Source organism: Streptomyces sp. NPDC048566 (genome assembly GCF_043199735.1).
Taxonomy (GTDB): Bacteria; Actinomycetota; Actinomycetes; order Streptomycetales; family Streptomycetaceae; genus Streptomyces.
This window is the reverse complement of the sequence record NZ_JBICWL010000007.1, coordinates 307,426-331,307: the sequence shown is the minus strand read 5'-3', so window position 1 is coordinate 331,307 and position 23,882 is coordinate 307,426. Positions and strand designations below refer to the sequence as shown.

The 23,882-nt window shown below is 72.9% G+C and carries 21 protein-coding genes; 13 read left to right on the top strand and 8 right to left on the bottom strand.

Translation table 11 applies throughout. From position 1 onward, the window contains the following. Positions 1–205: 205 nt before the first annotated feature. Positions 206–817, bottom strand: coding sequence for an adenylosuccinate lyase (locus tag ACGFS9_RS15305; protein WP_393253455.1), 612 nt, complete (start codon positions 815–817; stop codon positions 206–208). Between the two features lie 484 nt (positions 818–1,301). Here ACGFS9_RS15305 and ACGFS9_RS15300 point away from each other — a divergent pair, with 484 nt between their 5' ends. The 9 genes from ACGFS9_RS15300 to pssA all read left to right on the top strand — a co-directional run bounded on the left by ACGFS9_RS15300 (position 1,302) and on the right by pssA (position 12,249). Then, entirely contained in the window at positions 1,302–3,107 is a 1,806-nt protein-coding gene (locus tag ACGFS9_RS15300) for a 3-hydroxyacyl-CoA dehydrogenase family protein (protein ID WP_393253454.1), read from the top strand. 136 nt (positions 3,108–3,243) lie between these two features. Further along, positions 3,244–4,062, top strand: a complete 819-nt coding sequence (locus ACGFS9_RS15295; protein ID WP_393253452.1) for a TetR family transcriptional regulator — start codon at positions 3,244–3,246, stop codon at positions 4,060–4,062. A gap of 436 nt (positions 4,063–4,498) precedes the next feature. Then, complete coding sequence (gene ccrA / locus ACGFS9_RS15290; protein ID WP_393253451.1) at positions 4,499–5,836, top strand: crotonyl-CoA carboxylase/reductase; 1,338 nt, start codon at positions 4,499–4,501, stop codon at positions 5,834–5,836. Between the two features lie 8 nt (positions 5,837–5,844). Next, positions 5,845–7,893 (top strand): protein meaA, encoded by a 2,049-nt coding sequence (locus ACGFS9_RS15285; RefSeq protein ID WP_393253449.1) that lies wholly within the window; start codon positions 5,845–5,847, stop codon positions 7,891–7,893. Beyond that, positions 7,890–8,855 carry an HpcH/HpaI aldolase/citrate lyase family protein gene (locus tag ACGFS9_RS15280; RefSeq protein WP_393253448.1) on the top strand — a complete coding sequence of 322 codons (966 nt, stop codon included), beginning with the start codon at positions 7,890–7,892 and terminating at the stop codon, positions 8,853–8,855. Before ACGFS9_RS15285 ends, ACGFS9_RS15280 begins: the two co-directional genes overlap by 4 nt. 5 nt (positions 8,856–8,860) lie before the next feature. Then, positions 8,861–9,373 (top strand): MaoC family dehydratase, encoded by a 513-nt coding sequence (locus tag ACGFS9_RS15275; protein WP_393253446.1) that lies wholly within the window; start codon positions 8,861–8,863, stop codon positions 9,371–9,373. A gap of 2 nt (positions 9,374–9,375) precedes the next feature. Then, on the top strand, positions 9,376–10,581 hold the full coding sequence (locus ACGFS9_RS15270) for an acyl-CoA dehydrogenase family protein (RefSeq protein WP_393253444.1): 1,206 nt from the start codon (positions 9,376–9,378) through the stop codon (positions 10,579–10,581). Positions 10,582–10,751: 170 nt separating this feature from the next. Then, the gene (locus tag ACGFS9_RS15265; protein ID WP_393253442.1) at positions 10,752–11,408 is read left to right on the top strand and encodes a phosphatidylserine decarboxylase; all 657 of its coding nucleotides are present in this window, start codon (positions 10,752–10,754) and stop codon (positions 11,406–11,408) included. A gap of 22 nt (positions 11,409–11,430) precedes the next feature. Continuing rightward, positions 11,431–12,249 carry a CDP-diacylglycerol--serine O-phosphatidyltransferase gene (gene pssA / locus ACGFS9_RS15260; RefSeq protein WP_081220192.1) on the top strand — a complete coding sequence of 273 codons (819 nt, stop codon included), beginning with the start codon at positions 11,431–11,433 and terminating at the stop codon, positions 12,247–12,249. Positions 12,250–12,317: 68 nt separating this feature from the next. On the opposite strand, the gene ACGFS9_RS15255 is transcribed toward pssA, so the two are convergent. From ACGFS9_RS15255 to ACGFS9_RS15235, 5 genes are all read right to left on the bottom strand, one after another. Next, positions 12,318–13,583 (bottom strand): ABC transporter substrate-binding protein, encoded by a 1,266-nt coding sequence (locus tag ACGFS9_RS15255; RefSeq protein WP_393253440.1) that lies wholly within the window; start codon positions 13,581–13,583, stop codon positions 12,318–12,320. Next, positions 13,580–14,713, bottom strand: a complete 1,134-nt coding sequence (locus ACGFS9_RS15250; RefSeq protein ID WP_393253438.1) for a branched-chain amino acid ABC transporter permease — start codon at positions 14,711–14,713, stop codon at positions 13,580–13,582. The genes ACGFS9_RS15255 and ACGFS9_RS15250 overlap by 4 nt, the downstream gene beginning before the upstream one ends. Beyond that, positions 14,706–15,596: a branched-chain amino acid ABC transporter permease gene (locus tag ACGFS9_RS15245; protein WP_393253436.1), complete on the bottom strand. Its 891-nt coding sequence runs from the start codon at positions 15,594–15,596 to the stop codon at positions 14,706–14,708. Before ACGFS9_RS15245 ends, ACGFS9_RS15250 begins: the two co-directional genes overlap by 8 nt. Continuing rightward, a complete protein-coding gene (locus tag ACGFS9_RS15240; RefSeq protein ID WP_393253493.1) occupies positions 15,593–16,378 on the bottom strand; it encodes an ABC transporter ATP-binding protein in 786 nt (261 codons plus the stop codon). The genes ACGFS9_RS15245 and ACGFS9_RS15240 overlap by 4 nt, the downstream gene beginning before the upstream one ends. 156 nt (positions 16,379–16,534) lie before the next feature. Next, positions 16,535–17,341 carry an ABC transporter ATP-binding protein gene (locus ACGFS9_RS15235; protein WP_393253435.1) on the bottom strand — a complete coding sequence of 269 codons (807 nt, stop codon included), beginning with the start codon at positions 17,339–17,341 and terminating at the stop codon, positions 16,535–16,537. 180 nt (positions 17,342–17,521) lie between these two features. Between ACGFS9_RS15235 and ACGFS9_RS15230 the strand changes: the two genes are divergently transcribed. Then, positions 17,522–18,772, top strand: a complete 1,251-nt coding sequence (locus ACGFS9_RS15230; protein WP_393253434.1) for a PucR family transcriptional regulator — start codon at positions 17,522–17,524, stop codon at positions 18,770–18,772. A 289-nt stretch (positions 18,773–19,061) separates the two neighbouring features. Here the strand turns inward: ACGFS9_RS15230 and ACGFS9_RS15225 are convergent, their stop codons facing one another. Continuing rightward, complete coding sequence (locus ACGFS9_RS15225; protein WP_393253432.1) at positions 19,062–20,213, bottom strand: glycerate kinase; 1,152 nt, start codon at positions 20,211–20,213, stop codon at positions 19,062–19,064. 262 nt (positions 20,214–20,475) lie between these two features. On the opposite strand from ACGFS9_RS15225, the gene ACGFS9_RS15220 reads away from it, so the two are divergent. Together ACGFS9_RS15220 and ACGFS9_RS15215 are read left to right on the top strand one after the other, a co-directional pair. Beyond that, positions 20,476–21,615, top strand: a complete 1,140-nt coding sequence (locus tag ACGFS9_RS15220; protein ID WP_393253431.1) for an ADP-ribosylglycohydrolase family protein — start codon at positions 20,476–20,478, stop codon at positions 21,613–21,615. 529 nt (positions 21,616–22,144) lie between these two features. After that, positions 22,145–22,639 (top strand): NUDIX domain-containing protein, encoded by a 495-nt coding sequence (locus tag ACGFS9_RS15215; RefSeq protein WP_393253429.1) that lies wholly within the window; start codon positions 22,145–22,147, stop codon positions 22,637–22,639. Positions 22,640–22,672: 33 nt separating this feature from the next. On the opposite strand, the gene ACGFS9_RS15210 is transcribed toward ACGFS9_RS15215, so the two are convergent. Then, positions 22,673–22,945, bottom strand: coding sequence for an SHOCT domain-containing protein (locus ACGFS9_RS15210; RefSeq protein WP_393253428.1), 273 nt, complete (start codon positions 22,943–22,945; stop codon positions 22,673–22,675). A 288-nt stretch (positions 22,946–23,233) separates the two neighbouring features. On the opposite strand from ACGFS9_RS15210, the gene ACGFS9_RS15205 reads away from it, so the two are divergent. Beyond that, positions 23,234–23,662 carry a hypothetical protein gene (locus tag ACGFS9_RS15205; protein ID WP_393253427.1) on the top strand — a complete coding sequence of 143 codons (429 nt, stop codon included), beginning with the start codon at positions 23,234–23,236 and terminating at the stop codon, positions 23,660–23,662. The last annotated feature ends 220 nt before the right edge of the window (positions 23,663–23,882 follow it).

The following is a 23,882-nucleotide window of genomic DNA, read 5'->3' as shown; positions in this document are numbered from 1 at the left end:
CACGACCGGGTCAGGACTCCCAGCCCCAGCCGCTCCAGACGGGATATCAGCACACCGGCTCAACCGGCCGACAGCCTCAAAAGCAACGGCATTGCATCGTGTCGACAGGGGGCGACAGTCATGCCGGGCCCGGAGGCCAGCGGCCCTCTTGCAGGGCCACGAAAAAGACGACAGGGCCGCCCGGGCGGCCCGGCGGGGTGCTGCGTCAGCGGTCCGCGGTGCCGGGTGGGGCCGTTCGCCGGCCGCCCGCCGCGGGCAGCCGGGCCAGCGCGCGCACCGCGGTCTCCGCGAGCGCCGGATGGGCCAGCGCCTCGTTCAGGACCGGGCGGGCCCGCCCGTCGCCCAGGGTGCCGAGCCCCTCCGCGCAGGCGAGGGCGACCCTGCGGTAGGGGTCGTGCGGGCGCAGCCGCCGGTGCAGGACGGTGATGAGCGCCGGAACGGCCTCGGGAGCGCGCAGTTCGACCAGCAGCCGGACCGGCTGGAGCGCGTAGGCGACGCGCAGTTCGTTGGTGGCCAGGGCCGCCGCGGCGCGGGCCGTGCGCGGATCGCCGAGCCGGGCCAGCGCGTGCGCGGCGGACGCGCAGCGCGCGGGGTCGCGGTGGTTGAGCAGCAGGACGAGCGCCTCGAAGGCCCGGCGGTCGCCGGCGGTCGCGAGCCGGAAGGCGACCAACTCCCGCGCCCACAGGGGCTGCCCCTGCTCGGTCAGGGCCGCGGCCAGGGTGTCGGGGTCGTCGGTCGCGGCGAGGCGTTCGAAGGCGGGGCAGTCCCCCGCCTCGGCCCGGACACGTTCCGTGAGGGATCGCAACGCTTCGTCCATGGGCCGAGCTTAGGGGTGCCCGGTGCGCCCCGTCCGGCGCACGGCGATGATCGGCGCAAGGCCGCGGCCGAGGGGCGGTGCGGGCCCGCGGGCGGTCCGGCGCTCCCCCGATCCGGAGGTGCGGCACTCCGCCGCGGCACGGGACCCACATCACAAGAGCGGGGGCTGGCGCGCTCGTTACCGGCGAGTTAAGCTCAGACGAGCGAGTCACCCACTCGTGTTGGACCTCGCGGCGGCCTGGTGACGCAGCCTCCGCGAGAGCAGTCGGTTCGGTACCTCAGGTATCGCAGTACGGCACGGCTCCGGGACAGGGCCGGTCGGCTCCACCGCCATAAGGGCGCCCTCTTCGCGGCGCCCCCCGTTCACAGCCGGGCGTGTGCGCTCGTCGTTCCCGGCGGACACCCGCATCCTCCGCACCCGTGTGCGCCCTTCGGCGTACCCGGGTGCGCTCCCTCAGTCGTCACCCTCTTCCAGGAGTCCCGCGATGGCCACTCCCCTGTCCGACACCCCCCTGTCCCCGCTGAGGACCGTCGCCGTCGTCGGCCTCGGCACCATGGGCACCGGCATCGCCGAGGTCCTGGCCCGGGCCGGCCGCGACGTCATCGGCATCGACGTCAGCGAGGCCGCGGCCGGCCGGGCCGCCGCCGCCCTCGCGGCGTCCACCGAGCGCGCGGTGGCGCGCGGGCGGCTCGGCGAGAGCGAGCGGGCGGAGGCCCTCGGGCGCTTCCGCACCTCCACCGACCTCGCCGACGCCGCCGGCGCCGACCTCGTCATCGAGGTGACACCGGAGTCGTACGAGATCAAGCAGCAGGTCTTCCGCGCCCTGGACGGCATCGTGCGGCCCGAGACCATCCTCGCCACGGGCACCAACGCCCTGTCGGTGACGCGGCTCGCCGCCGACTCCGCGCGTCCCGAACGCGTTCTGGGCCTGCACTTCTTCAATCCGGCGCCCGCCATGAAGCTGGTCGAGGTGGTGTCCTCGGTGCTGACGGCGCCGGCCGCGGTCGCCGCCGTCACGGACCTGGCGATCGAACTCGGCAAGGAGCCGGTGGCCGTCGGGGACCGTCCGGGGTTCGTCGCCGACGGACTGCTGTTCGGCTACCTGAACCAGGCGGCGGCGATGTACGAGGCGAAGTACGCCTCCCGCGAGGACATCGACGCGGCCATGAAGCTCGGCTGCGGACTGCCGATGGGCCCGCTCGCCCTGCTCGACCTGATCGGCGTGGACACCGCGCGCACGGTCCTGGAGGCCATGTACGCCGAGTCCCGCGACCGCCTGCACGCCCCGGCGCCCATCCTGCGCCAGCTCAGCGACGCGGGCCTGACCGGCCGCAAGGCCGGCCGCGGCTTCTACTCCTACGACGCCCCCGGCTCCGCCACCGTCGTGCCGGACGCGCTGACGCCGGCCGCGGACGCCGCCCGGGGCGCCGGACGCACCGTCCGCTCGGTCGGCGTCGCCGGGTCGGGGACGATGGCCTCCGGCATCGCGGAGGTGTTCGCCAAGGCCGGCTACACGGTCGTGCTGGCGGCCCGCAGCGAGGAGAAGGCCGGGGTGGCGAAGGCGCGGATCGGCAAGTCCCTGGCGCGCTCGGTCGACAAGGGCAGGCTGACGGCCGAGGCGGCGGAGCAGGCCCTGGAGCGGATCACCCCGACCGGCAGCTACGACGACTTCGCCGACGTCGACCTGGCGCTGGAGGCGGTCGCCGAGGACCTCGACGTGAAGCGGCAGCTGTTCGGCGTGTTCGACAAGGTCTGCAAGCCGGGCGCGATCCTCGCGACCACCACCTCCTCGCTGCCCGTGGTGGCCTGCGCGCGCGCCACCTCGCGCCCCGAGGACGTGATCGGCATGCACTTCTTCAACCCGGCCCCGGCGATGAAGCTCGTCGAGGTCGTCCGGACGGTGCTGACCGCCGACGACGTGCACGCCACCGTGCGGGAGGTCTGCGCGACGGTCCGCAAGCACCCGGTGGACTGCGGCGACCGGGCCGGTTTCATCGTGAACGCGCTGCTGTTCCCGTACCTCAACAACGCGGTGAAGATGGTGCAGGAGCACTACGCCTCGCTCGACGACATCGACGCGGCGATGAAGCTGGGCGGCGGCTACCCGATGGGGCCCTTCGAGCTGCTCGACGTGGTCGGGCTCGATGTCTCGCTGGCCATCGAGAAGGTCCTGCACCGCGAGTTCCGCGACCCCGGGCTCGCTCCGGCGCCGCTCCTGGAGCACCTGGTGGCCGCGGGCTGCCTCGGCCGCAAGACGGGCCGCGGTTTCCGCGAATATGCCCGCCGCTGAGCGTCCGGACGAGGCGACCGCGGCGGACGCCGACTGGGGCGGGCTGCTCGACGGGGCCGCCGTCCCCCCGCCCGGGACGGGCGGGGGGACGGGCGGACATGCGCGGTCCCCCGCACGGATGCAGTACGTTCGGGTCATGTCCCAGCCCGCCAGGTCCCCCCGTACCCCCGTCCCGTCCGACGCTCCCCCGGAGAGCGCCGCGGGCAGCCGCGCGGCGGCCCAACGGCTCAAGATGCGCCGGGAACTGGCGGCGGCGGCCATGGAGCTGTTCGCCACCAAGGGGTACGAGGCGACCACCGTCGACGAGATCGCGGCCCGCGCCGGGGTGGCCCGGCGCACCTTCTTCCGGCACTTCCGGTCCAAGGAAGAGGCCATCTTCCCCGATCACGACGACACCCTGATCCGGGCCGAGGCGGTGCTCAACGCGGCGCCGGCGCACGAGCATCCGCTCGACACGGTGTGCCGCGGCATCAAGGAGGTCATGCGGATGTACGCGGCGCGGCCGGAGATCTCCGTGTCGCGCTACAAGCTGACCCGCGAGGTCCCGACGCTGCGCGAGGCCGAGATCGCCTCCGTGGCCCGCTACGAGCGCCTCTTCACCCGCTATCTCCTGGGCCATTTCGACGAGCACGCGCACGACGACGACGCCAACGACGATCCGCTGCTGGCGGAGGTCGCCGCGTCGGCCGTGGTCACGGCGCACAACCACGTGCTGCGGCGTTGGCTGCGGGCGGGCGGGCAGGGCGACGTGGAGACCCAGCTGGACCACGCCTTCGCCATCGTCCGCAGGACCTTCGGCACGGGGATCGGCGCGGGGCGGGAGAGCGCGCCGCGGGCGGCGGCCGGAGCCTCCTCCTTCACCGAGGGGGACGTGCTGGTGACGGTGGCCCGCGTGGACGCGCCGCTGGACCAGGTGATGCGCACCATCGAGCAGGCGCTCAAGGAGCGGCCGTAGCCGGCACCTGGCCGCGCACACCGCCCGCGATTCCGCCCGTCCGGCATGGCCGGACGGGTTGATTCGGCACCGGACGGGCTCTTTTTGAGCGCGTCCGGTGTTTTTATGCCCTGATCTGATCGATCATCGCTCACGTGTTACGTAAAGATTTCATCTGAGCGCAACTTTTGGCACTGCGTGCCTTGTCAGGTGACACGGCGTGCCATACGTTGAAGGAGTCCGGGCGGCCGGCGCGCAGAGATCCTTCGTGCGCCGGCTGTCCCCGCAGACCCCCCGGGCCTGCGCGCCCGGACGCCTGCGTCACAGGCACCCTCGCGCACACCCAGCGCCGCCAGCACCACCTCCGCCGAACCGACGGCACACCTCACCCTCAGCAGCAGCACCCGACGTACCCCCTCAGCGTTCCTCCCGGAACGCGCATCGCCGGAGGCACCACGTGAAGGAAATCCTGGACGCGATCCAGTCGCAGACGGCCACGTCCGACGACTTCGCCGCTCTTCCGCTCCCCGAGTCCTACCGCGCGATCACCGTGCACAAGGACGAGGCGGAGATGTTCGCCGGGCTCAGCACCCGCGACAAGGACCCCCGCAAGTCGATCCACCTCGACGAGGTGCCGGTCCCCGAGCTCGGCCCGGGCGAGGCCCTGGTGGCCGTCATGGCCTCCTCCGTCAACTACAACTCGGTCTGGACCTCGATCTTCGAGCCGGTCTCGACCTTCAGCTTCCTGGAGCGCTACGGACGCCTCAGCGAGCTCACCAAGCGCCACGACCTGCCGTACCACGTCATCGGCTCGGACCTCGCCGGCGTCGTGCTGCGCACCGGTCCCGGCGTGAACTCCTGGAAGCCCGGCGACGAGGTCGTCGCGCACTGCCTCTCCGTCGAGCTGGAGTCCTCGGACGGCCACAACGACACGATGCTCGACCCCGAGCAGCGCATCTGGGGCTTCGAGACCAACTTCGGCGGCCTCGCCGAGATCGCGCTCGTCAAGTCCAACCAGCTGATGCCGAAGCCCGACCACCTGAGCTGGGAGGAGGCCGCCGCTCCCGGCCTGGTCAACTCCACCGCCTACCGCCAGCTGGTCTCCCGCAACGGCGCCGGCATGAAGCAGGGCGACAACGTCCTCATCTGGGGCGCCAGCGGCGGACTCGGCTCCTACGCCACGCAGTTCGCGCTGGCCGGCGGCGCCAACCCGATCTGCGTCGTCTCCAGCGAGCAGAAGGCGGACATCTGCCGCTCGATGGGCGCCGAGGCGATCATCGACCGCAACGCCGAGGGCTACAAGTTCTGGAAGGACGAGTCCACCCAGGACCCCAAGGAGTGGAAGCGCTTCGGCAAGCGCATCCGCGAGTTCACCGGCGGCGAGGACATCGACATCGTCTTCGAGCACCCGGGCCGCGAGACCTTCGGCGCGAGCGTCTACGTCACCCGCAAGGGCGGCACCATCACCACCTGCGCCTCGACCTCGGGCTACATGCACGAGTACGACAACCGCTACCTGTGGATGTCGCTGAAGCGGATCATCGGCTCGCACTTCGCGAACTACCGCGAGGCGTGGGAGGCCAACCGGCTCATCGCCAAGGGCAAGATCCACCCCACGCTCTCCAAGGTCTACTCCCTGGAGGACACCGGGCAGGCCGCCTACGACGTGCACCGCAACCTCCACCAGGGCAAGGTCGGCGTGCTCGCGCTGGCCCCCCGGGAGGGCCTGGGCGTGCGCGACGAGGACAAGCGCGCCCGGCACATCGACGCCATCAACCGCTTCCGGAACGTCTGAGGTCCGCCATGACCGAGCGTCAGCCAGCCCCGGGCAGGGCGCAGAAGGACCGGCCGTGGCTCATGCGCACGTACGCCGGCCACTCCACCGCCGAGGCGTCCAACGAGCTGTACCGCCGCAACCTCGCCAAGGGACAGACCGGTCTGTCCGTGGCCTTCGACCTGCCCACCCAGACCGGCTACGACCCCGACCACGTCCTCGCCCGCGGCGAGGTGGGCCGGGTCGGGGTCCCGGTCTCGCACGTCGGTGACATGCGCCGGCTGTTCCAGGACATCCCCCTGGAGCAGATGAACACCTCGATGACCATCAACGCCACCGCCATGTGGCTGCTGGCGCTCTACCAGGTGGTCGCCGAGGAGCAGGGTGCCGACATCACCCGGCTCCAGGGCACCACCCAGAACGACATCGTGAAGGAGTACCTGTCGCGGGGCACGCACGTGTTCCCGCCGGTGCCCTCCCTCCGTCTCACGACGGACATGATCACGTACACGGTGAACCACATCCCCAAGTGGAACCCGATCAACATCTGCAGCTACCACCTGCAGGAGGCGGGCGCCACGCCGGTCCAGGAGATCGCGTACGCGATGTCCACCGCGATCGCCGTCCTGGACGCGGTCTTCGCGTCCGGACAGATCGCCGAGGACCGCAAGGGCGACGTGGTGGCCCGGATCTCCTTCTTCGTGAACGCGGGCGTCCGCTTCATCGAGGAGATGTGCAAGATGCGGGCGTTCGGCCGCATCTGGGACAAGATCACCCGCGAGCGGTACGGCATCGACAACCCCAAGCAGCGCCGCTTCCGCTACGGCGTCCAGGTCAACTCCCTCGGGCTGACCGAGGCGCAGCCGGAGAACAACGTCCAGCGGATCGTGCTGGAGATGCTGGCCGTGACGCTCTCCAAGGACGCCCGCGCCCGCGCCGTGCAGCTGCCCGCCTGGAACGAGGCGCTGGGGCTGCCCCGCCCCTGGGACCAGCAGTGGTCGCTGCGCATCCAGCAGGTCCTGGCGCACGAGAGCGACCTGCTGGAGTACGAGGACATCTTCGAGGGCTCGCACGTGATCGAGGCCAAGGTGAGCGCCCTCGTCGAGGAGTCGCTCGCGGAGATGGACCGCATCGAGGAGATGGGCGGCGCGATGGCGGCCGTCGAGTCGGGCTACCTGAAGTCGCAGCTCGTCTCCTCGCACGCCGAGCGGCGGGGCCGGATCGAGTCCGGCGAGGAGAAGATCGTCGGCGTCAACATCCACGAGTCGACCGAGCCGAACCCGCTGACGGCCGACCTGGACGCGGCGATCCAGACGGTCGACCCGGCCGTCGAGGCCCGGGTCACCTCCGCGCTCCAGACCTGGCGCGACACCCGCTACCAGCCGCCGTTCAACCACCCGCGCCCGTGCAAGGCGCTGGAGCGGCTCAAGGAGGCCGCCCGCGGCACCGACAACCTCATGGAGGCCACCCTGGAGTGCGCCCGCGCCGGTGTCACGACCGGCGAGTGGGCCGGGGCCCTGCGCGAGGTGTTCGGCGAGTTCCGCGCCCCGACCGGCGTGTCGTCCGCGCCCGTCGCGGTGAGCGCCGAGGAGGGCACCGGGCTGGCGCTGGTGCGCCGCAAGGTGGAGCGGACGGCCCGGGACCTCGGGGTCGGCAAGCTCCGGTTCCTGGTCGGCAAGCCCGGCCTGGACGGGCACTCCAACGGCGCCGAGCAGATCGCCGTGCGGGCCCGCGACGCCGGGTTCGAGGTGGTCTACCAGGGCATCCGGCTCACCCCGGAGCAGATCGTGGACGCGGCCGTGGACGAGGACGTGCACGCGGTCGGCCTGTCCATCCTGTCCGGCTCGCACGCCCAGCTGGTGCCGGACGTGCTGGAGAAGCTCCGCAAGGCCGGCGCCGCCGACATCCCGGTGATCGCGGGCGGGATCATCCCGAACGCCGACGCCGAGCAGCTGCGCGCCGCGGGCGTGGCCGCCGTCTTCACCCCGAAGGACTTCGACATCACCGGGATCATCGGCCGTATCGTCGACGAGATCCGCACAGCGAACCAGCTCGGCCCCCTGGAGGTCCCCGCATGACACCGCCCGTCAACCGTCTGCGTCCGCGCCGCTCCTGCCTCGCGGTACCGGGCAGCAACCCGCGCTTCCTGGAGAAGGCGCAGGGGCTCCCCGCGGACCAGGTCTTCCTCGACCTGGAGGACGCGTGCGCGCCGCTGGCCAAGCCGGACGCACGGCACACCATCGTCAAGTTCCTCAACGAGGGCGACTGGACCGGCAAGACGCGGGTCGTGCGCGTCAACGACTGGACCACCGAGTGGACCTACCGCGACGTCGTCACGGTCGTCGAGGGCGCGGGGCCCAACCTCGACTGCATCATGCTGCCGAAGGTCCAGGACGCCCAGCAGGTGGTGGCGCTCGACCTGCTGCTGACGCAGATCGAGAAGACGATGGGCTTCGAGGTCGGCAAGATCGGCATCGAGGCGCAGATCGAGAACGCCCAGGGCCTCAACAACGTGAACGCGATCGCGCAGGCCTCGCCGCGGATCGAGACGATCATCTTCGGCCCGGCCGACTTCATGGCGTCCATCAACATGAAGTCGCTGGTCGTGGGCGAGCAGCCGCCCGGCTACCCGGCGGACGCCTACCACTACATCCTCATGAAGATCCTGATGGCCGCCCGCGCCAACAACCTCCAGGCGATCGACGGCCCCTACCTCCAGATCCGCAACGTCGAGGGCTACCGGGAGGTCGCGCAGCGTGCCGCGGCGCTCGGCTTCGACGGCAAGTGGGTGCTGCACCCGGGTCAGGTGGATGCCTCCAACGAGATCTTCTCGCCCTCGCAGGAGGACTACGACCACGCCGAGCTGATCCTGGACGCGTACGACTACTACACGTCCGAGGCGGGCGGCAAGAAGGGCTCGGCGATGCTCGGCGACGAGATGATCGACGAGGCCAGCCGCAAGATGGCGCTCGTCATCTCGGGCAAGGGCCGCGCCGCCGGCATGCAGCGCACCACCTCGTTCGAAGCCCCGGAGGCCTGACCACCATGCAGTTCGGACGCACCTACGAGGAGTTCGAGGTCGGGGCGGTCTACAAGCACTGGCCCGGAAAGACGGTCACGGAGTACGACGACCACCTGTTCTGCCTGCTGACCATGAACCACCATCCGCTGCACATGGACGTCAACTACGCGGAGAACACGACCGACTTCGGCAGGAACGTCGTCGTCGGCAACTACATCTACTCGCTGCTCCTCGGGATGTCCGTGCCGGACGTGTCGGGCAAGGCGATCGCCAACCTGGAGATCGAGTCGCTGAGGCACGTGGCGCCGACCTTCCACGGCGACACGATCTACGGCGAGACGACGGTCCTCGACAAGACGCCCTCCCGGTCCAAGACCGACCGCGGGATCGTCCACGTCGAGACCAAGGGCTACAAGCAGGACGGCACGCTGGTGTGTGTCTTCCGCCGCAAGGTGATGGTCCCCACCGAGACGTACATCAAGGAGCGCGGCGGCGAGCAGCCCGGCCGCCCCCAGCTCAAGGAGCAGGAGAAGTAGCCATGGCGCGACTCGCCCAGACCGCCGGTCTCACGGACGTCCAGCAGGAGATCCTCTCCACCGTCCGGGACTTCGTCGACAAGGAGATCATCCCGGTCGCGACCGGGCTGGAGCACCGCGACGAGTATCCGCAGGACATCGTCGACGGCCTGAAGGAACTCGGCCTGTTCGGCCTGATGATCCCGGAGGAGTACGGCGGTCTCGGCGAGTCGCTGCTGACGTACGCGCTGTGCGTCGAGGAGATCGCGCGCGGCTGGATGTCCGTCTCGGGCATCATCAACACGCACTTCATCGTGGCGTACATGCTCAAGCAGCACGGCACGCAGGAGCAGAAGGACCACTTCCTGCCGCGGATGGCGCTCGGCGAGGTGCGCGGGGCGTTCTCGATGTCGGAGCCGGCGCTCGGCTCGGACGTGTCGGCGATCTCGTCGAAGGCGGTGAAGGACGGCGACGCCTACGTCCTCAACGGCCAGAAGATGTGGCTGACGAACGGCGGATCGTCGACCCTGGTGGCCGTTCTGGTCCGAAGTGACGAAGGACACCCCGAGGGCACGGCGCCCCACAAGTCGATGACCACCTTCCTGGTGGAGAAGGAGCCCGGCTTCGGCGAGGTGCGCCCCGGCCTCACCATCCCGGGCAAGATCGACAAGATGGGCTACAAGGGGGTCGACACCACCGAGCTCATCATGGACGGGCTGCGCATTCCGGAGAATCGCGTGCTCGGCGGCACCACGGGCCGAGGATTTTACCAAATGATGGACGGAGTGGAGGTGGGCCGCGTGAATGTCGCGGCCCGTGGCTGCGGCGTCGCCCAGCGTGCCTTCGAGCTGGGCGTCTCCTATGCCCAGCAACGTCACACTTTCGGCAAGGCGATCGCCCAGCACCAGGCGATTCAGTTCAAGCTGGCCGAGATGGCCACCAAGGTCGAGGCCGCCCATGCGATGATGGTGAACGCAGCTCGCAAAAAGGACTCCGGGGAACGAAACGACCTCGAAGCAGGGATGGCGAAGTACCTCGCCTCCGAGTACTGCAAGGAGGTCGTGGAGGACGCCTTCCGGATCCACGGCGGCTACGGCTTCTCGAAGGAGTACGAGATCGAGCGCCTCTACCGGGAGGCGCCGATGCTGCTGATCGGTGAAGGTACCGCCGAAATCCAGAAAATGATCATCGGTCGCCGACTGCTCGAAGAGTATCGACTCCAGGGCTAGATGTCCGGGTTCGGGGTGTTTTCTCCGCGAAGAAGATCACACCCCGTCAACACTCTTCGGCCGTCGACTCCGCTTCCTGGCTTGCCCAGTTGTGGTGCGCGCCCGGTACGATCGCGAGAAAGCCGCCGTCCCCCGTAAGAGCGCGGCATCATCCGCTACGAAGGTCATCCATGCCCCACAGCCAAACCTCTGCACCTCGCGACAGCCGGACCGGCGTCCGCCTCGCGCGCGGAGCATCGCCGTGGCTCCTCCCGACCGTCGCCACCGCAGCACTCAGCCTGGCCCGTGCGCGCCGCTCCGGCGCGGCCCGGGCCGTGGCCGTACCCGCGACCGCTCTGGCGGCCGGGATGCTGTGGTTCTTCCGCGACCCCGAGCGCGAGATCGCCCGGGGCCGGGTCATCTCGCCGGCCGACGGTGTGGTGCAGAGCATCATGCCGTGGAAGGACGGACGCACCCGCGTCGCGATCTTCATGAGCCCGCTCAACGTCCACGTCAACCGCGCGCCGCTGGCCGGCACGGTGACGTCCGTGGAGCACATCCCCGGCGGGTTCGTTCCGGCGTTCAACAAGGAGAGCGAGAACAACGAACGGGTCGTCTGGCACTTCGACACCGAGCTCGGTGACATCGAGATGATCCAGATCGCCGGCGCGGTGGCCCGTCGCATCGTCCCGTACATCCCTCAGGGCACCAAGGTCGAGCAGGGCGAGCGGATCGGTCTGATCCGCTTCGGCTCGCGCGTCGACATCTACCTGCCCGAGGGCGTCGAGGTCGATGTGGAGGTCGGTCAGAAGACCGTGGCTGGGGTGACTCGCATTGACCGTGGTTGATCCCGAGACACAGGCCGGCTGGGTGCCGGAGGCCGACGACATCGACGACGACGAGGAGATGCCCCTCTCGCTCCGTCTGTCGATAGCGGACACCCTCACCCTCGGCAACGCGACGTGCGGCTTCATGGCGGTGTACTTCACCACCACCGGCATCCTGATCCCGCACCTCACCGGCAGCCAGGAGACCGGCATGGCGCGGCACAGCGCCGCCACGGCCGTCATCCTGATGCTCTGCGCCGCGGTCTTCGACCTGTTCGACGGCCTCGTCGCCCGCAAGCTGCGCTCCTCCCCCATGGGCGCGGAGCTGGACAACCTGTCGGACCTGATCAGCTTCGGTCTCGCGCCGGCGTACTTCGTGCTGGTCTACGGGATGGTCGCGGACGACGCGCACCAGCGGGTCGCGGCGGTCGGCGCCATCGTGGTCCTGCTGGCGGTGGTGCTGAGACTGGCGCGCTTCTCGTGCGTGACCGTCAAGGACGGCACGTTCCAGGGCATGCCCTCGCCGTTCGGCGCCCTCACCGTCGTGTCCATCGTGCTGCTGGAGCTGCCCTTCGTCGCCACGCTCATGGCGATCATCGGCACCGCCTGGCTCATGGTGAGCCGGGTCGAGTACCCCAAGCCCCGGGGTCGCCTCGCGGTCGCGATGCTGTCCTGGATCGTCCTGTCCATGGGCCTGCTGGCCGCGTGGGCGTTCGACGCCCCGAGCGGGCAGCTGCTCCTGCAGACCGGCTGCGCGCTCCAGCTGGTCATGGGTGCGGTCATCCCGCTGTTCGCCACGGCCCGCCGGGTGAACAACTTCCGCGACAACCGCCGCGAGGCGCGGGCCGCCCAGCTCCCGTAACCGCGCGGACGACGCCGCGAGGGCCCCGAACCGGACGGTTCGGGGCCCTCGCGCGTGAGCGGTACGGCTCAGGAGGCGCCGGGGGTGTAGCCCTGCGCCGCGGAGGACGCCTGCGCCTCCCGGACGACCGTCATGCCGCCCACGGCGTCCTTGTCGGGCCGCAGGATGACGCTCTCCTTCGAGGAGGCCGCCTTCGGGTCGCCGAAGTCCTGGGTGATGCCGAACCCGGGGTCGAAGGCGTCGATGGTCAGCAGCGCCTTGTCGACACCCTCCCGGGTGAGGTCCTTGGCGGCGCACGCCTTCTTCAGGGCCTCGCCGAACGCGGAGGCCCCCGTCCAGCCCGCCACCACGCCGTTGTCGAGGCCGTCGTCGGGGTAGGCGGCCCGGTAGTCGGCGACCAGCTTCTTCGCCTGCGGGGTGTCGGCACCGATCGGCAGGGACGGCGAGGCCACGTAGTAGTTCGCCTCCAGCGCCGCCGCGGCCGGGGTGGCGAGGAGCTGCGGGGCGTACGCGGAGTTGTTCCCGATGATCGGCACGCCGAACCTGCTCGCCGCCGCGACCCCGACCAGCGAGGCCGCCTGCCGCGGGCCCGCGCTGATCACGATGGCCTTGACCCCGGCCTTCTTCAGCGCGACGACCTGCCCGGTCATGTCGTTGTCGGTCGGCTTGATCTTCTGCTCCACGACCTTCAGGCCGGCCTTCCTCGCCATGTAGCGGGACCCGGTCAGGGCGTTCTCGCCGTAGTCCCCCTCGAAGTACACGTGCCCGATCCGGTCCCCCTCGGCCAGGCCCTTCTCCTTCATCAGGAAGTCGATGGCGTTGATCGTCTCGATGTCGTACGTGGAGCCGATGACCCGGATGTAGGGGCTGCCCAGCAGGGTGGCCGACCATGCCTGCGGCAGGACGAGCGCCTTGTCCGAGCCGTCGATGCGCTGTTTGACGGCGGCGACGAAGGGCGAGCCGATGAACTGGGCGAACCCCAGCACCTTCGGCGCCAGCTCGGTGTAGCCGGAGACCGCCTTCTGCGGGTCGTAGCCGTGGTCCCGGACGGTCAGGGCCAGCCGGTAGCCGCAGATCCCGCCGTCGGCGTTGACCTGCTTGACGTACAGCTGCTGGGCCTGCGTGACGCTCTTGCCGAGGGTCGCGTACACGCCGGTCATGTCGGTGAGCACACCGAGGTTGATCGTCTTGCCCTTGATGCCGTCGCCGGTTCTCACCCCGCCGGCGGCCTGCTTGTCCCCACCGCCGTCCTCGGCCTTGGAACTGCAGCCTGCCAGCACCAGCAGTGCGGCCAGCGCCCCGGCGGCCATCCTGGCCGTGTGCGTCGTTCTCATCGTTCCTCCCCTGCTGCGGCCCCGGGACGGGGCCGGACGCGGAGCCGGGCGGCCACCCTCACCAGGCCGCCCGGCACAAAGAGCACCACCGCCACGACGGCGGCGCCGTACAGGTAGCGGGCCGCCTCACCGGGTGCGATCCCGCCGGTCCCCGGGTCGGAGACCAGGGGGAGCGCGTCGCTGTAGCGGGTGAGGAGCTGCGGCAGCAGGGAGACGAAGACGGCCCCCACCACCGCCCCCGGTACCGAGCCGAGACCACCGATGACGATCATGGCGAGGTACTCCAGCGACAGCGTGATCCCGAAGTAGTCCGGCACGGTCCGCTGGAAGACCAGGGCGAGCAGCACGCCCGCCGCCCCCGCGTACATCGAGGACAGGACGAACACGGCCGCCCGGTAGCGGGCGACCGGCACGCCGATCACCCCGGCCGCGATCCGGTGGTCGCGGATCGCGTTCATGGCCCGGCCCGGACGCCCGCGCAGCACCCCGCGGGCGAACAGCGCGCAGCCGACGAGCAGCACGAGCCCCGCATACCAGAGTTTCTCCGCCGACCCGAACGGAACGGCCCAGACGACGACCTCGCGCTCGTCGAAGGTGAGGCCGAACAGGCTGAGCGGCGGGACGTCGCGGCCGTTGAAGCCGCCGGTCAGGTCGGTGGCGTTGAACAGCACGTGCTGCCCGATGAAGATCAGGGCGAGGGTGGCGATGCCCAGGTAGGCGCCGCGCAGCCGGCCCGCGATCGGGCTGAACAGCCCTCCGGCGATCCCGGAGACCGCCACGGCGAGCACCGCGGCGAGCCAGGCCGGCAGGCCCAGACCGGCCGGGCCGGCGTCCCCGTCGGCGGCGAACACGCAGTAGCCGTAGGCGCCGACCGCGAGGAAGAAGGCGTGGCCCATGGAGAGCTGGCCGGTCGCCCCGGTGAGCAGGTTCAGGCCGATCGCGCCGATCGCCGCGGCCATCGCGAACAGTCCGGCCTGGAGCCAGAAGCGGTCCAGGTAGAAGGGCAGCGCGAGCAGCAGGGCGGCGCCCGCGGCCCACAGCAGGGGCCGTGCGGGGGGCCGCCGCAGAAGGGGCCGACGCGCGGTGCGCGGCGCTTGGTCCGCCGCGTCGCGGGTGAGGACCTCAGACACGGGCGAGCTCCTTCGTGCCGAACAGCCCGGCGGGCCGGATGAGCAGGATCGCGACCATCACGAGGTAGGGCGCGAGGTCGCCGAGGCCGCGCCCGAGGAAGGTCAGGTCGCTCTGGTAGCCGGTGGCGAGCGACTCGGTGACGCCGACGAGGAGTCCGCCGACCAGCGCACCCGTCGTGGAGTCGAGCCCGCCGAGGATGGCCGCGGGGAACGCCTTGAGCGCGGCGAGCGAGGTGGCGCGCTCCAGCCCCGGGGTGGGGAAGACGGTCAGGAACAGGGCGGCCACGGCGGCGAGGGAGCCCGCGACCGCCCAGGCGCCGAGCGACACCCGGCCGAGCCGCACCCCCATCAGGGCGGCGGTCTCCGGGCTCTCCGCTGCGGCCCGCATGGCCACACCCCAGGAGGTGAGGCGGAACGCGAGCAGGAACGCGGTGATGAGCAGGGCCGCCGTGACGAACGCGGCGATCCGGGTGTGCGCGAGGGAGACCGGCCCGACGGTCAGGACCGCGTTGCCCCAGGGGTCGCCCATCGCCAGCACGTGCGTGCCGATCCGCCGGGTCAGTTCGGTGGTGAGCAGGATGTCCACGCCGATGGTGACGATGGCGAGGACGCTCTGGTCGGTGCCCCGGTGGCGCCGCATCACCAGGAACTCCACCGCGGCCCCGACGACGGCCGCGCCCGCGATGCCGGCCAGCAGGGCGGGCCAGAAGCCGAGGGTGTCGTGGAGCGTCGCGGTGACGTAGCCGCCTGCCAGGAGCAGGGAGGCGTGCGCGAAGTTCACGACCTCGGTGGCCCGGAAGATGACGACGAAGCCGAGGGCGATGAGGGCGTAGACGGAGCCCATGGACAGCCCGTTGAGCAGGAGTTCCACGAAGGTGCTCATGACCGGTTCCCCTCTGGTTCGGCCCGCTCGCCCAGGTAGGCGCGCACCACCGCCGGGTCGTTCTGTACGTCGGCGGGGGCGCCGCCGGCGATGCGGCGCCCGAAGTCCAGTACGGTCACCGCGTCAGCGAGCCGCATCACCACCCCCATGTCGTGTTCCACCAGGACGATCGAGATGCCGAGGCTGTCGCGGACGCCCGCGACGACCGAGGCGGTACGGCGCCGCTCGTCGGCGGTCATGCCGGCGACGGGTTCGTCGAGGAGCAGCACCCGCGGCTCCATGCACAGCGCGCGGGCCAGTTCGGCGAGCTTCTGCTGCCCGTAGGGCAGGGAGCCGGCGGGCTGGTCGAGCCGGTCCTCCAGGCCGACGAACGCGGCGATCTCGCGGACGCGTTCGCGGTGGCGCCGGTCCTCGCGGGCCGCCGAGGGCAGGCGCAGCCCGGCGGCGAGGAATCCGGCGCGGGTGAGCCGGTGCCGGCCGAGCAGCAGGCAGTCCTCGACGGTGGCGTGCGGCGGGAGCGCGAGGTTCTGGAAGATGCGGGCCACGCCGAGGCCGGCGATGCGGTGCGGTGGCAGCCCGGTGAGTTCGCGGTCGCCGAGACGGACACTGCCGGACGCCGGCCGGCAGACTCCGGACAGCACGTTGAAGCAGGTCGACTTGCCCGCCCCGTTGGGTCCGATCAGCGCGTGCACGGTGCCCGGCCGGACGGTCAGGCTCACCCCGTCGAGCGCGGTCAGCCCCGCGAAGCGGACCGTGACGTCGCGGACCTCCAGCGGCGGGATGTCCGGCCCCGCGGCGCTCCCGGGGTCCGCGGCGGCGCCCCGGTCCGGGCCCGGCCCGCGGGCGGGCGCTCCGGGCGGCGGGCCGGTGTCCGCACCGGCCGGGCCGCCCGGGGCGGTGTGCCGTGGTGCCGCCGCGTGGTCGTCCTGCACGGCCGCTCACCCCTTCCAGGGGGACAGGGTCGGATGGCCCGCGCGTCCGGCCGCCCCGTCGGCGGCGGCGTCCTCGTCGACGACGCCGAGGTAGCGGCGGCGCACCTCGTCGGAGGCGGCGAGGTCGTCCGCGGCACCGGACAGGGTCACCTCGCCCACCTCCAGGACGAACGCGGTGGCGGCGAGCCGCAGGGCGAGGGCCGCGTTCTGTTCGACGAGCAGCACGGAGGTGCCCTGCTCGTTGATCTCGCGGATGGTGTCGGCGATCCGTTCGGCCATCAGCGGGGCGAGCCCGAGCGAGGGCTCGTCCAGGAGCAGGACCCGGGGCGCGCCCATGAGGGCCCGGCCGACGGCGAGCATCTGCTGTTCCCCTCCGGACAGCAGTCCGGCCCGCTGCCGGGCCCGGTCGGCGAGCACCGGGAACAGGTCGTGGACGCGCCGCAGTGCCCGCGCCCGCTCCGCCCGGCCGCCGGTGCCGCCGAGCCCCCCGGCGCGCAGGTTGTCCGCGACCGTCATCCGGGCGAACACCCGCCGCCCTTCGGGGACCTGGGACACTCCGGCGGCCACCACCCGGTCCGGGGTCAGCCGGTCCAGCGGCCGGCCGCCCAGCGTGACCGTGCCGCCGGTGACGGCTCCCCCGTGGAAGGAGAGCGTCCGGCACACCGCCCGCAGCAGCGTCGACTTGCCGGCGCCGTTGCCGCCGAGGACCGTCACGACGGTTCCCTCCGGCACCTCCAGCGACACGTGGCGCAGCGCGCGCACGGGGCCGTAACCGACCGACAGATCCCGCACGAGCAGAGCGGACCCGCCCATGGCACCTCCCTTGTCCCGTCTCGGTGTGGCGCTCACCTCAGCACCGGCGCGGCGGCCCGTCCACGGCCCGCGGCCGAAACGCGGCGGGGGCCCAGCGGTGGTGGCCACCCGTTGTGCACGCGCACAACACCGCGTGTCAGGGGCCTGTGCGAGCCCCCTCCGGGGTGGCATCCTCCGGCCATGGGAGGGCGCAGACCGCGGACCGGTCATGACTGGAAGCTGCTCGCGGAGTCGTGTACGGCTCTGCTGGAACGGCTGCCCGAACTCGTCGACGAGCACGTCGGGCAGCTCGCCGCGTACTCGCCCGTCTACGGGCAGGTACTGCCGCACGACCAGCAGTGGCGCGAGGCGGAGGCCGCGATGCGCATCGGCATCACGGCGATCTCCGCGCCCCGGGACTCGCCGCGCCGGGATCTGCAGCACGCCGAGGAGGTCGGGCGGCGGCGGGCCCGGCAGGGGCTGCCGCTGGAACTCGTCGTGCACGCCTACCGCTGCGCGGGCTACCTGGTGTGGGACGCGCTGATGGAGAGCGCGGCCGGCCGGGACCCGGAGCGCCTCGCCGTGCTCGTGCGCTGCGCCACGATGGTGTGGTCGGCGGTCGACGCGCAGGCGGCGACCGCGTCGCAGGCGTATCTCGCCACCGAGCGGGAGCTGCGGCGGCGCACGGACGAGCAGTTGCAGGCCCTGCTCGACGCGCTGCTGGAGGGTCAGGAGGCGCCGGGCCTCGCGGCTCGGGCCGCCGCCGGACTTGACCTGCCCGAGCACGGCGCCTACGCGGTCGTCGTGCTGCGCGCCGAGCGGCACGACGCCCGGGACGGCAGAGAGGGACGGGACGGCCGGGAGGGACGGGACGGCCGGGAGGGGTGCGGCCGGCCGATGCTCGGCGCGGGGCTGCGGTTCATCTGGCGGATGCGGGCCGACTGCGAGATCGGTGTGGTGGCGCTGGACGCCGGTCAGGGTCTGGACGCGGTGGCCCGGCTGCTGGACGGGCGGCGCGCGGGTCCGGGCGGGATCAGCCCGGTGGTGTCGGGGCTGGGCGAGCTGGGGCGGGCCCGTCGCTGGGCTGAGCTGGCGCTGCGCACCTGTCCGCCGGACGCGCGCGGCGTCGTCCGCCTCGACCAGCGGATGCCGACGGCTCTGGTGGTGAGCGAGCCCGATCTGGCGGGGCGGCTGGTGTCGGACGTGTTCGGCTCGCTGCTGGAGCTGGAGCCCGGCGACCGGGCGGTGCTGATCGAGACCCTCGACATGTGGCTGGCCTGCGAGGGGTCGGCGGGCCGGGCGGCGGGACGCCTGTACTGCCACCGCAACACCGTCTTCAACCGGCTGCGCCGGCTGGAACAGCTGACGTGCCGCTCCCTGGCCCGGCCCCGGGACCTGATCGAGATGACCCTGGCGCTGGACGCGTACCGGCTGGCCGGCGGGCACGGCTGAGGCGGACGCGGCGGGCTGCCCCGGTCCCGCCCCGTGGCGGCCGGGCGGTGGCGCCCGGCGGGATCGACGGCGAGGCCGGGTCACCGGGGCCGGGGGCCGGGGCCAGGTGCCGCCCGGCCCCGCCCCAACCGGCCCCGGGCCCGTTGCCCGGGGGCCGAGCGGGCCCGGAGCAGCGGGCGGCCGGGCACGCGGAGGACCCACGCGAGGCGGCACTCCAGGCACAGCGAGCGGGCCTTGGGCCGGGCACGGGCGGAGGCCCGGAACCGGGCGGCCGGCGCGCCCGGCGGGCTCAGGCCGGGAGGTCGCGCCCGATGTTCTCCGCCACCCGCTCCAGGATCGGGCCGGCGTCGGCGATGCACCGCGCGACGTCCGGCTCGACCTCGGTGAGCGGGTAGGCCCGCCGGATGCCGGCGGCGCCGAGGGCCTGCGGCGCGAGGGTGACGCGGCCGCAGACCGCGACGACCTCCTTGCCGTCGGCCCGGGCGGCCGAGGCGACCCCCGCGGGGGCCTTGCCGTGCAGGGTCTGCTCGTCGAGGGACCCCTCCCCGGTGATGACCAGGGTGGCCCGCTCCAGCGCCGCCGCGAACCCGAGGACGTCGAGCATCACGTCGATGCCGGGACGGAAGCGGGCGCCGAGGACGAGGGCCCCGTAGCCGATGCCGCCGGCGGCTCCCGCGCCGGGCGCAGCGGCGTACGCGGCGGCCTTCGGGCCGATCGCCGTCTCCAGCACCGCGGCGAAGTGGGCGAGCGCCGCGTCCAGTGCGGCCACGTCGCCGGGGCTCGCGCCCTTCTGCGGGCCGTACACCGCGGGGGCTCCCGTGGGCCCGGTCAGCGGGTTGTCCACGTCGCTGGCGAGGACGAGGTCGACATCGGCGAGCCGCCCGTCCAGGCCCGACAGGTCCGCGCTGCGCACCGCGCCGAGCGCCGCGCCGCCGGGCGCCACCGGCACACCGTCCCCGTCCAGGAAGCGCGCGCCGAGCGCGGACAGCATGCCGGCGCCGCCGTCCGTGGTCGCGCTGCCGCCGACGCCGAAGACGATGGTCCGCGCGCCGGCGTCGAGCGCGGCGCGCAGCAACTCCCCGGAGCCGTACGTCGAGGCGGTCAGCGGCGCGAAGACGCCCTCGGGCAGCCGCTGCAAGCCGCTCGCCTCGGCCATCTCGACGACCGCCGTGTCCCCGCGCAGCGCGTACGCGGCGCGCACCTCGGTGCCCAGCGGCCCGGCCACGGTCACCTCGCGGCGCTCGAAGCCGGCGGCGACCGCCGCGTCGACGGTGCCGTCGCCGCCGTCGGCCACGGGAAGCGACTCGACCTCGATCCCCGGCACGGCCCGGCGCAGTCCGGCCGTGACCCGCTCGGCGACCTGCACGGCCGTCAGCGATCCCTTGAACTTGTCCGCGGCGATGAGCACACGGGGGGTCCCCTTCACTGCAGCGTCTGCCACCTTGCATTCCCCTTGCTTTCGGGCCTTGCACACGTCAAGGCAGTCGCGCCGCTGCGACCATAACCGGAGGACGCCCCCGCCGTCATGCCCCGACCGGCGGGCGGGACGCACCATGGCGGCCCCGCCCGCCCGTCGGCCGAAGGGCCCCGGGCCGCCCGCCGCCGCGCGGACGGCGCAGGCCGCGCACCGGGGCGGGGCGCGGGTGCCGCCCCCGGCCGCGTGCCGAGGGGCAGGTGTGCCCGGAAGCGGGTAGACCCCCACCATGACCCCTGTGGGCAGCGAACTCGCCGACCGCGTCCTCGGCGGCTGGCTGGGCCGGATCGCGGGCAACATGCTCGGCAAGCCGGTCGAGCGGGGCGACCGCTGGACCCGCGACCGCATCGACCGGTATCTGCGGCGGACCTCGGCCCTTCCGCTGACCGACTACCTGCCCGCACCGCCCGGCGGCGCCGCGAGCGAGGAGTTCCCGCTGCGCCCGGACTGGCCCGGCTGCGTGCGCGGGGCGATCCACGGCAGCGTCCGCGACGACGACGTGGACTACGCGATCCTCGGCCTCCACCTGCTGGAGACCCACGGATTCGGCTTCAGCACCGAGCAGGTCGGGGATCTGTGGCTGCTGCGCCTGCCCTACCTCCAGACGTTCACGGCGGAGCGCGCCGCCTACCGCAACCTCGCCCAGGGCCTGCGGCCGCCGCTGACGGCGACGTACGACAACCCCTACCAGGAGTGGATCGGCGCCCTGATCCGCGCCGACGTCTACGGCTGGACCTGTCCCGGCGCCCCGCGCGCCGCCGCGTCCCTGGCCCGCCGGGACGCGGTGCTGTCGCACACCGGGAACGGGGTGTACGGCGCCATGTGGGCGGCGGCGCTGATCTCCGCCGCGTTCACCGCCCCGAGCATCCGGGACGCGCTGGACACCGCACTGGGCGTGATTCCCGCGAGCAGCCGCCTGTCCCGGGCGGTGCGGCGGGTGCTGGCCCTGCACGAGACCGGGATGAGCTGGTCGGACACGCTGACGACGCTGTCCGAGGAGACGGCGGGTCTCGGCTGGATCCACACCGTCCCGAACGCGGCGGTGCTGACGGCGGGGCTGCTCCACGGGGACGGCGACTTCACCCGCACCGTCACGCTGACCGTCCGGGGCGGACTGGACACCGACTCCAACGGCGCGACGGCCGGCTCGGTGGCGGGCGTGCTGACCGGGGCGGACGCGATTCCGACGCAGTGGAAGGAGCCGCTGGAGGACACCGTCCGCAGCGCGGTGTTCGGTTTCGACGGGGCCGCCATCAGCGACCTGGCCCGCCGCACGGTCGCGCTGGCGCGGGCACGTGTCGCGGCGGAGGCGGGCACGGCCCCGGCCGCCGAGGCGGTGTCCGGATCGGGCGCCCGGCCGGGTGCCTGACCGGGGACGCGGCGTCCGGGAGGAACGGGCGCACGCGATCGCGCGCAGGCCCCCGAGGCGCACGGGACCCGCAGGCCCCCGAGGCACATGAAGCCCGCAGGCCCTGGGGCACACGGGGCAAGCAGGACCCGGGGCGCGTGCGCGTGCGCGCCGGGCCGGGAGCCCCGGAGCGGCGGGGACCCCGCGGTCCGTGACGCCGGGGGCTCGGGTCCCGTGAGGAGGGTGATGCGGTGCCTGCGCGGCCGTGGACGCGGTGCCCACGAGACCGGCGGCGGCACCATGTCTGCACACCGCGGGGTCGGCGCCCGCCAAGCCGGGGACGCGGCGCCCGCGCCCGGCGGAAACGCGATGCCCACCAGACCGGCGGCACGATGCCTGCACACCGCGGGGCAGGCGCCCGCCAGGCCGACGACGCGACGCCCGCACACGGCGGGGACCGGTGCCCGCCCCGCCGCACCGCCGCCCGGCTCGCCGGCCGTCACGGCCGTGCGGCCGCCCCTGCCGTCGCCGCGCTCGTTACCCTTCCCGGATGACGACTTCGGACTTCGCCGCCTACATCGCCGGCCTGCCACGCATCCTGGCCGGAGCGGCCGCCCTCCTGCGGGACGCCGAGGGAAGGGTGCTGCTCGTGGAGCCGAACTACCGCGACGGCTGGGGCCTTCCGGGCGGCACGGTGGAGTCGGACGACGGGGAGAGCCCGCGCCAGGGCGCGCGCCGCGAGACCGCGGAGGAGATCGGCCTCGACGTGGAAGTCGGCCGGCTCCTGGCCGTCGACTGGGTGCAGGGCCCGGGGCGGCCTCCGCTGGTCGCCTACCTCTACGACGGCGGGGTCCTCGGCGCCGGCGACCTCGCCGCGATCCGGCTCCAGGAGGAGGAACTGCTGTCCTGGCGCCTGGTGCCGCGCGCCGAACTGGACGCGTATCTGCCGGCCGCCCTGGCACGACGCGTCCACGCGGCGCTCGACGTGCTGGACGGGCGGGGCGCGGGCGCCGCGGAGCTGGAGAACGGGCACCCGGTGGGCTGACCGTGCGCGGCGCCCGGCACGGCGGACCGGGGATCAGCCCAGGATGCGGCGCTTCTGCTCCTCGAACTCCGCCTCGCTCAGAACGCCCTGGGCCTTCAGGTCGCCGAGCTGCTTGAGCTGGTCGATCTTGCTCGTCATGTCGTCCGCGGGCGGCGCGGCGGCGGGCGCCGGCTGCTGGTACGCCTGGGAGGGCGCCTCCTGCTGGGCCCAGCGACCCGCCTGACGGCGGGACACGCGGTTGGAGACGGCGGTGGCCGTGCCGGCCACCACAGCGGTGCGGGCGACCCCGCGGAGAAGACCTGGCACGACGATTTCCTTTCACACGCGGGGCGGCGGGGGCGGTGCCGGATCATTCCGGCGGCCCTCCGACCGGCCGTCGCACGGGAGGGGCCGGGGCCCGGGAATCCGGGCGGAGGCGGTCCGGGCGGACGCTTCCATTGCAGCACCGGGGTGCCCCGTCCGCACCTCGGTCGGGGGCCGGATCGGTGCGGTGGCCGAGATCTGCCGGTGCGTCATTCCCGTGGCAAGCTGGCAGCGTGGGCCATCGGCCTTCACCCGGCCGGTGGCGTGATCTCACGCACTGAGGAGTTCGCCATGGCTACGACGGATATGCACCGGCGCGACGCCGGTGGCAGTTCGGGCATGTGGGTGTCGGGCTGGACCGCTTTCGCCGGGGTCATGATGATCTTCGGCGGGGCGATGGCCGTCTTCCAGGGCATCGCCGCCATCGCCCAGGACGACCTGTTCGTCACCACACGCAACTACACCTACAGCTTCGACCTGACGAGCTGGGGCTGGATCCATCTCGTCCTGGGCGTCCTCGTCGTCGTCGCGGGCATCTCGCTGTTCCGGGGCATGATGTGGGCCCGGGTCGTGGGCGTGGCCCTGGCGGGCCTGTCCATGATCGCCAACTTCATGTGGCTGCCGTACCAGCCGGTGTGGGCGATCGTGCTGATCGCGATCGACGCCTTCGTCATCTGGGCGCTGTGCGTCGGCCCCGGCCGGGACGCCCGCGCGCAGTAGGCGCGGCCCCGCCGGTCCGGTGCCGCCCCGAGGCGCACCGGACCGGCGGGGGGCGAAGCGGACGCGGGTGGGCCCTGCACTCGATCGAGTGCAGGGCCCACCGGCGTATCGAGAGCCGGGACCGCCGAACGTGGGGGGGGGGGGGGGGGGCCCCCCCCCCCCCCCCCCCCCCCCCCCCCCCCCCCGGGGGGGGCCGGGCCCCCCCCCCCCGCGCCGGGGC

Bases quoted from the DNA above. Each gene is read 5' to 3' on its own strand.
- ACGFS9_RS15245 (WP_393253436.1), bottom strand. From the start codon at position 15,596: ATGAGCACCTTCGTGGAACTCCTGCTCAACGGGCTGTCCATGGGCTCC.
- ACGFS9_RS15265 (WP_393253442.1), top strand. From the start codon at position 10,752: ATGCCCCACAGCCAAACCTCTGCACCTCGCGACAGCCGGACCGGCGTC.
- ACGFS9_RS15280 (WP_393253448.1), top strand. From the start codon at position 7,890: ATGACACCGCCCGTCAACCGTCTGCGTCCGCGCCGCTCCTGCCTCGCG.
- ACGFS9_RS15305 (WP_393253455.1), bottom strand. From the start codon at position 817: ATGGACGAAGCGTTGCGATCCCTCACGGAACGTGTCCGGGCCGAGGCG.
- ACGFS9_RS15300 (WP_393253454.1), top strand. From the start codon at position 1,302: ATGGCCACTCCCCTGTCCGACACCCCCCTGTCCCCGCTGAGGACCGTC.
- ACGFS9_RS15295 (WP_393253452.1), top strand. From the start codon at position 3,244: ATGTCCCAGCCCGCCAGGTCCCCCCGTACCCCCGTCCCGTCCGACGCT.
- ACGFS9_RS15285 (WP_393253449.1), top strand. From the start codon at position 5,845: ATGACCGAGCGTCAGCCAGCCCCGGGCAGGGCGCAGAAGGACCGGCCG.
- ACGFS9_RS15230 (WP_393253434.1), top strand. From the start codon at position 17,522: ATGGGAGGGCGCAGACCGCGGACCGGTCATGACTGGAAGCTGCTCGCG.
- ACGFS9_RS15275 (WP_393253446.1), top strand. From the start codon at position 8,861: ATGCAGTTCGGACGCACCTACGAGGAGTTCGAGGTCGGGGCGGTCTAC.
- ACGFS9_RS15270 (WP_393253444.1), top strand. From the start codon at position 9,376: ATGGCGCGACTCGCCCAGACCGCCGGTCTCACGGACGTCCAGCAGGAG.
- ACGFS9_RS15220 (WP_393253431.1), top strand. From the start codon at position 20,476: ATGACCCCTGTGGGCAGCGAACTCGCCGACCGCGTCCTCGGCGGCTGG.
- ACGFS9_RS15235 (WP_393253435.1), bottom strand. From the start codon at position 17,341: ATGGGCGGGTCCGCTCTGCTCGTGCGGGATCTGTCGGTCGGTTACGGC.
- ACGFS9_RS15205 (WP_393253427.1), top strand. From the start codon at position 23,234: ATGGCTACGACGGATATGCACCGGCGCGACGCCGGTGGCAGTTCGGGC.
- ACGFS9_RS15215 (WP_393253429.1), top strand. From the start codon at position 22,145: ATGACGACTTCGGACTTCGCCGCCTACATCGCCGGCCTGCCACGCATC.
- ACGFS9_RS15255 (WP_393253440.1), bottom strand. From the start codon at position 13,583: ATGAGAACGACGCACACGGCCAGGATGGCCGCCGGGGCGCTGGCCGCA.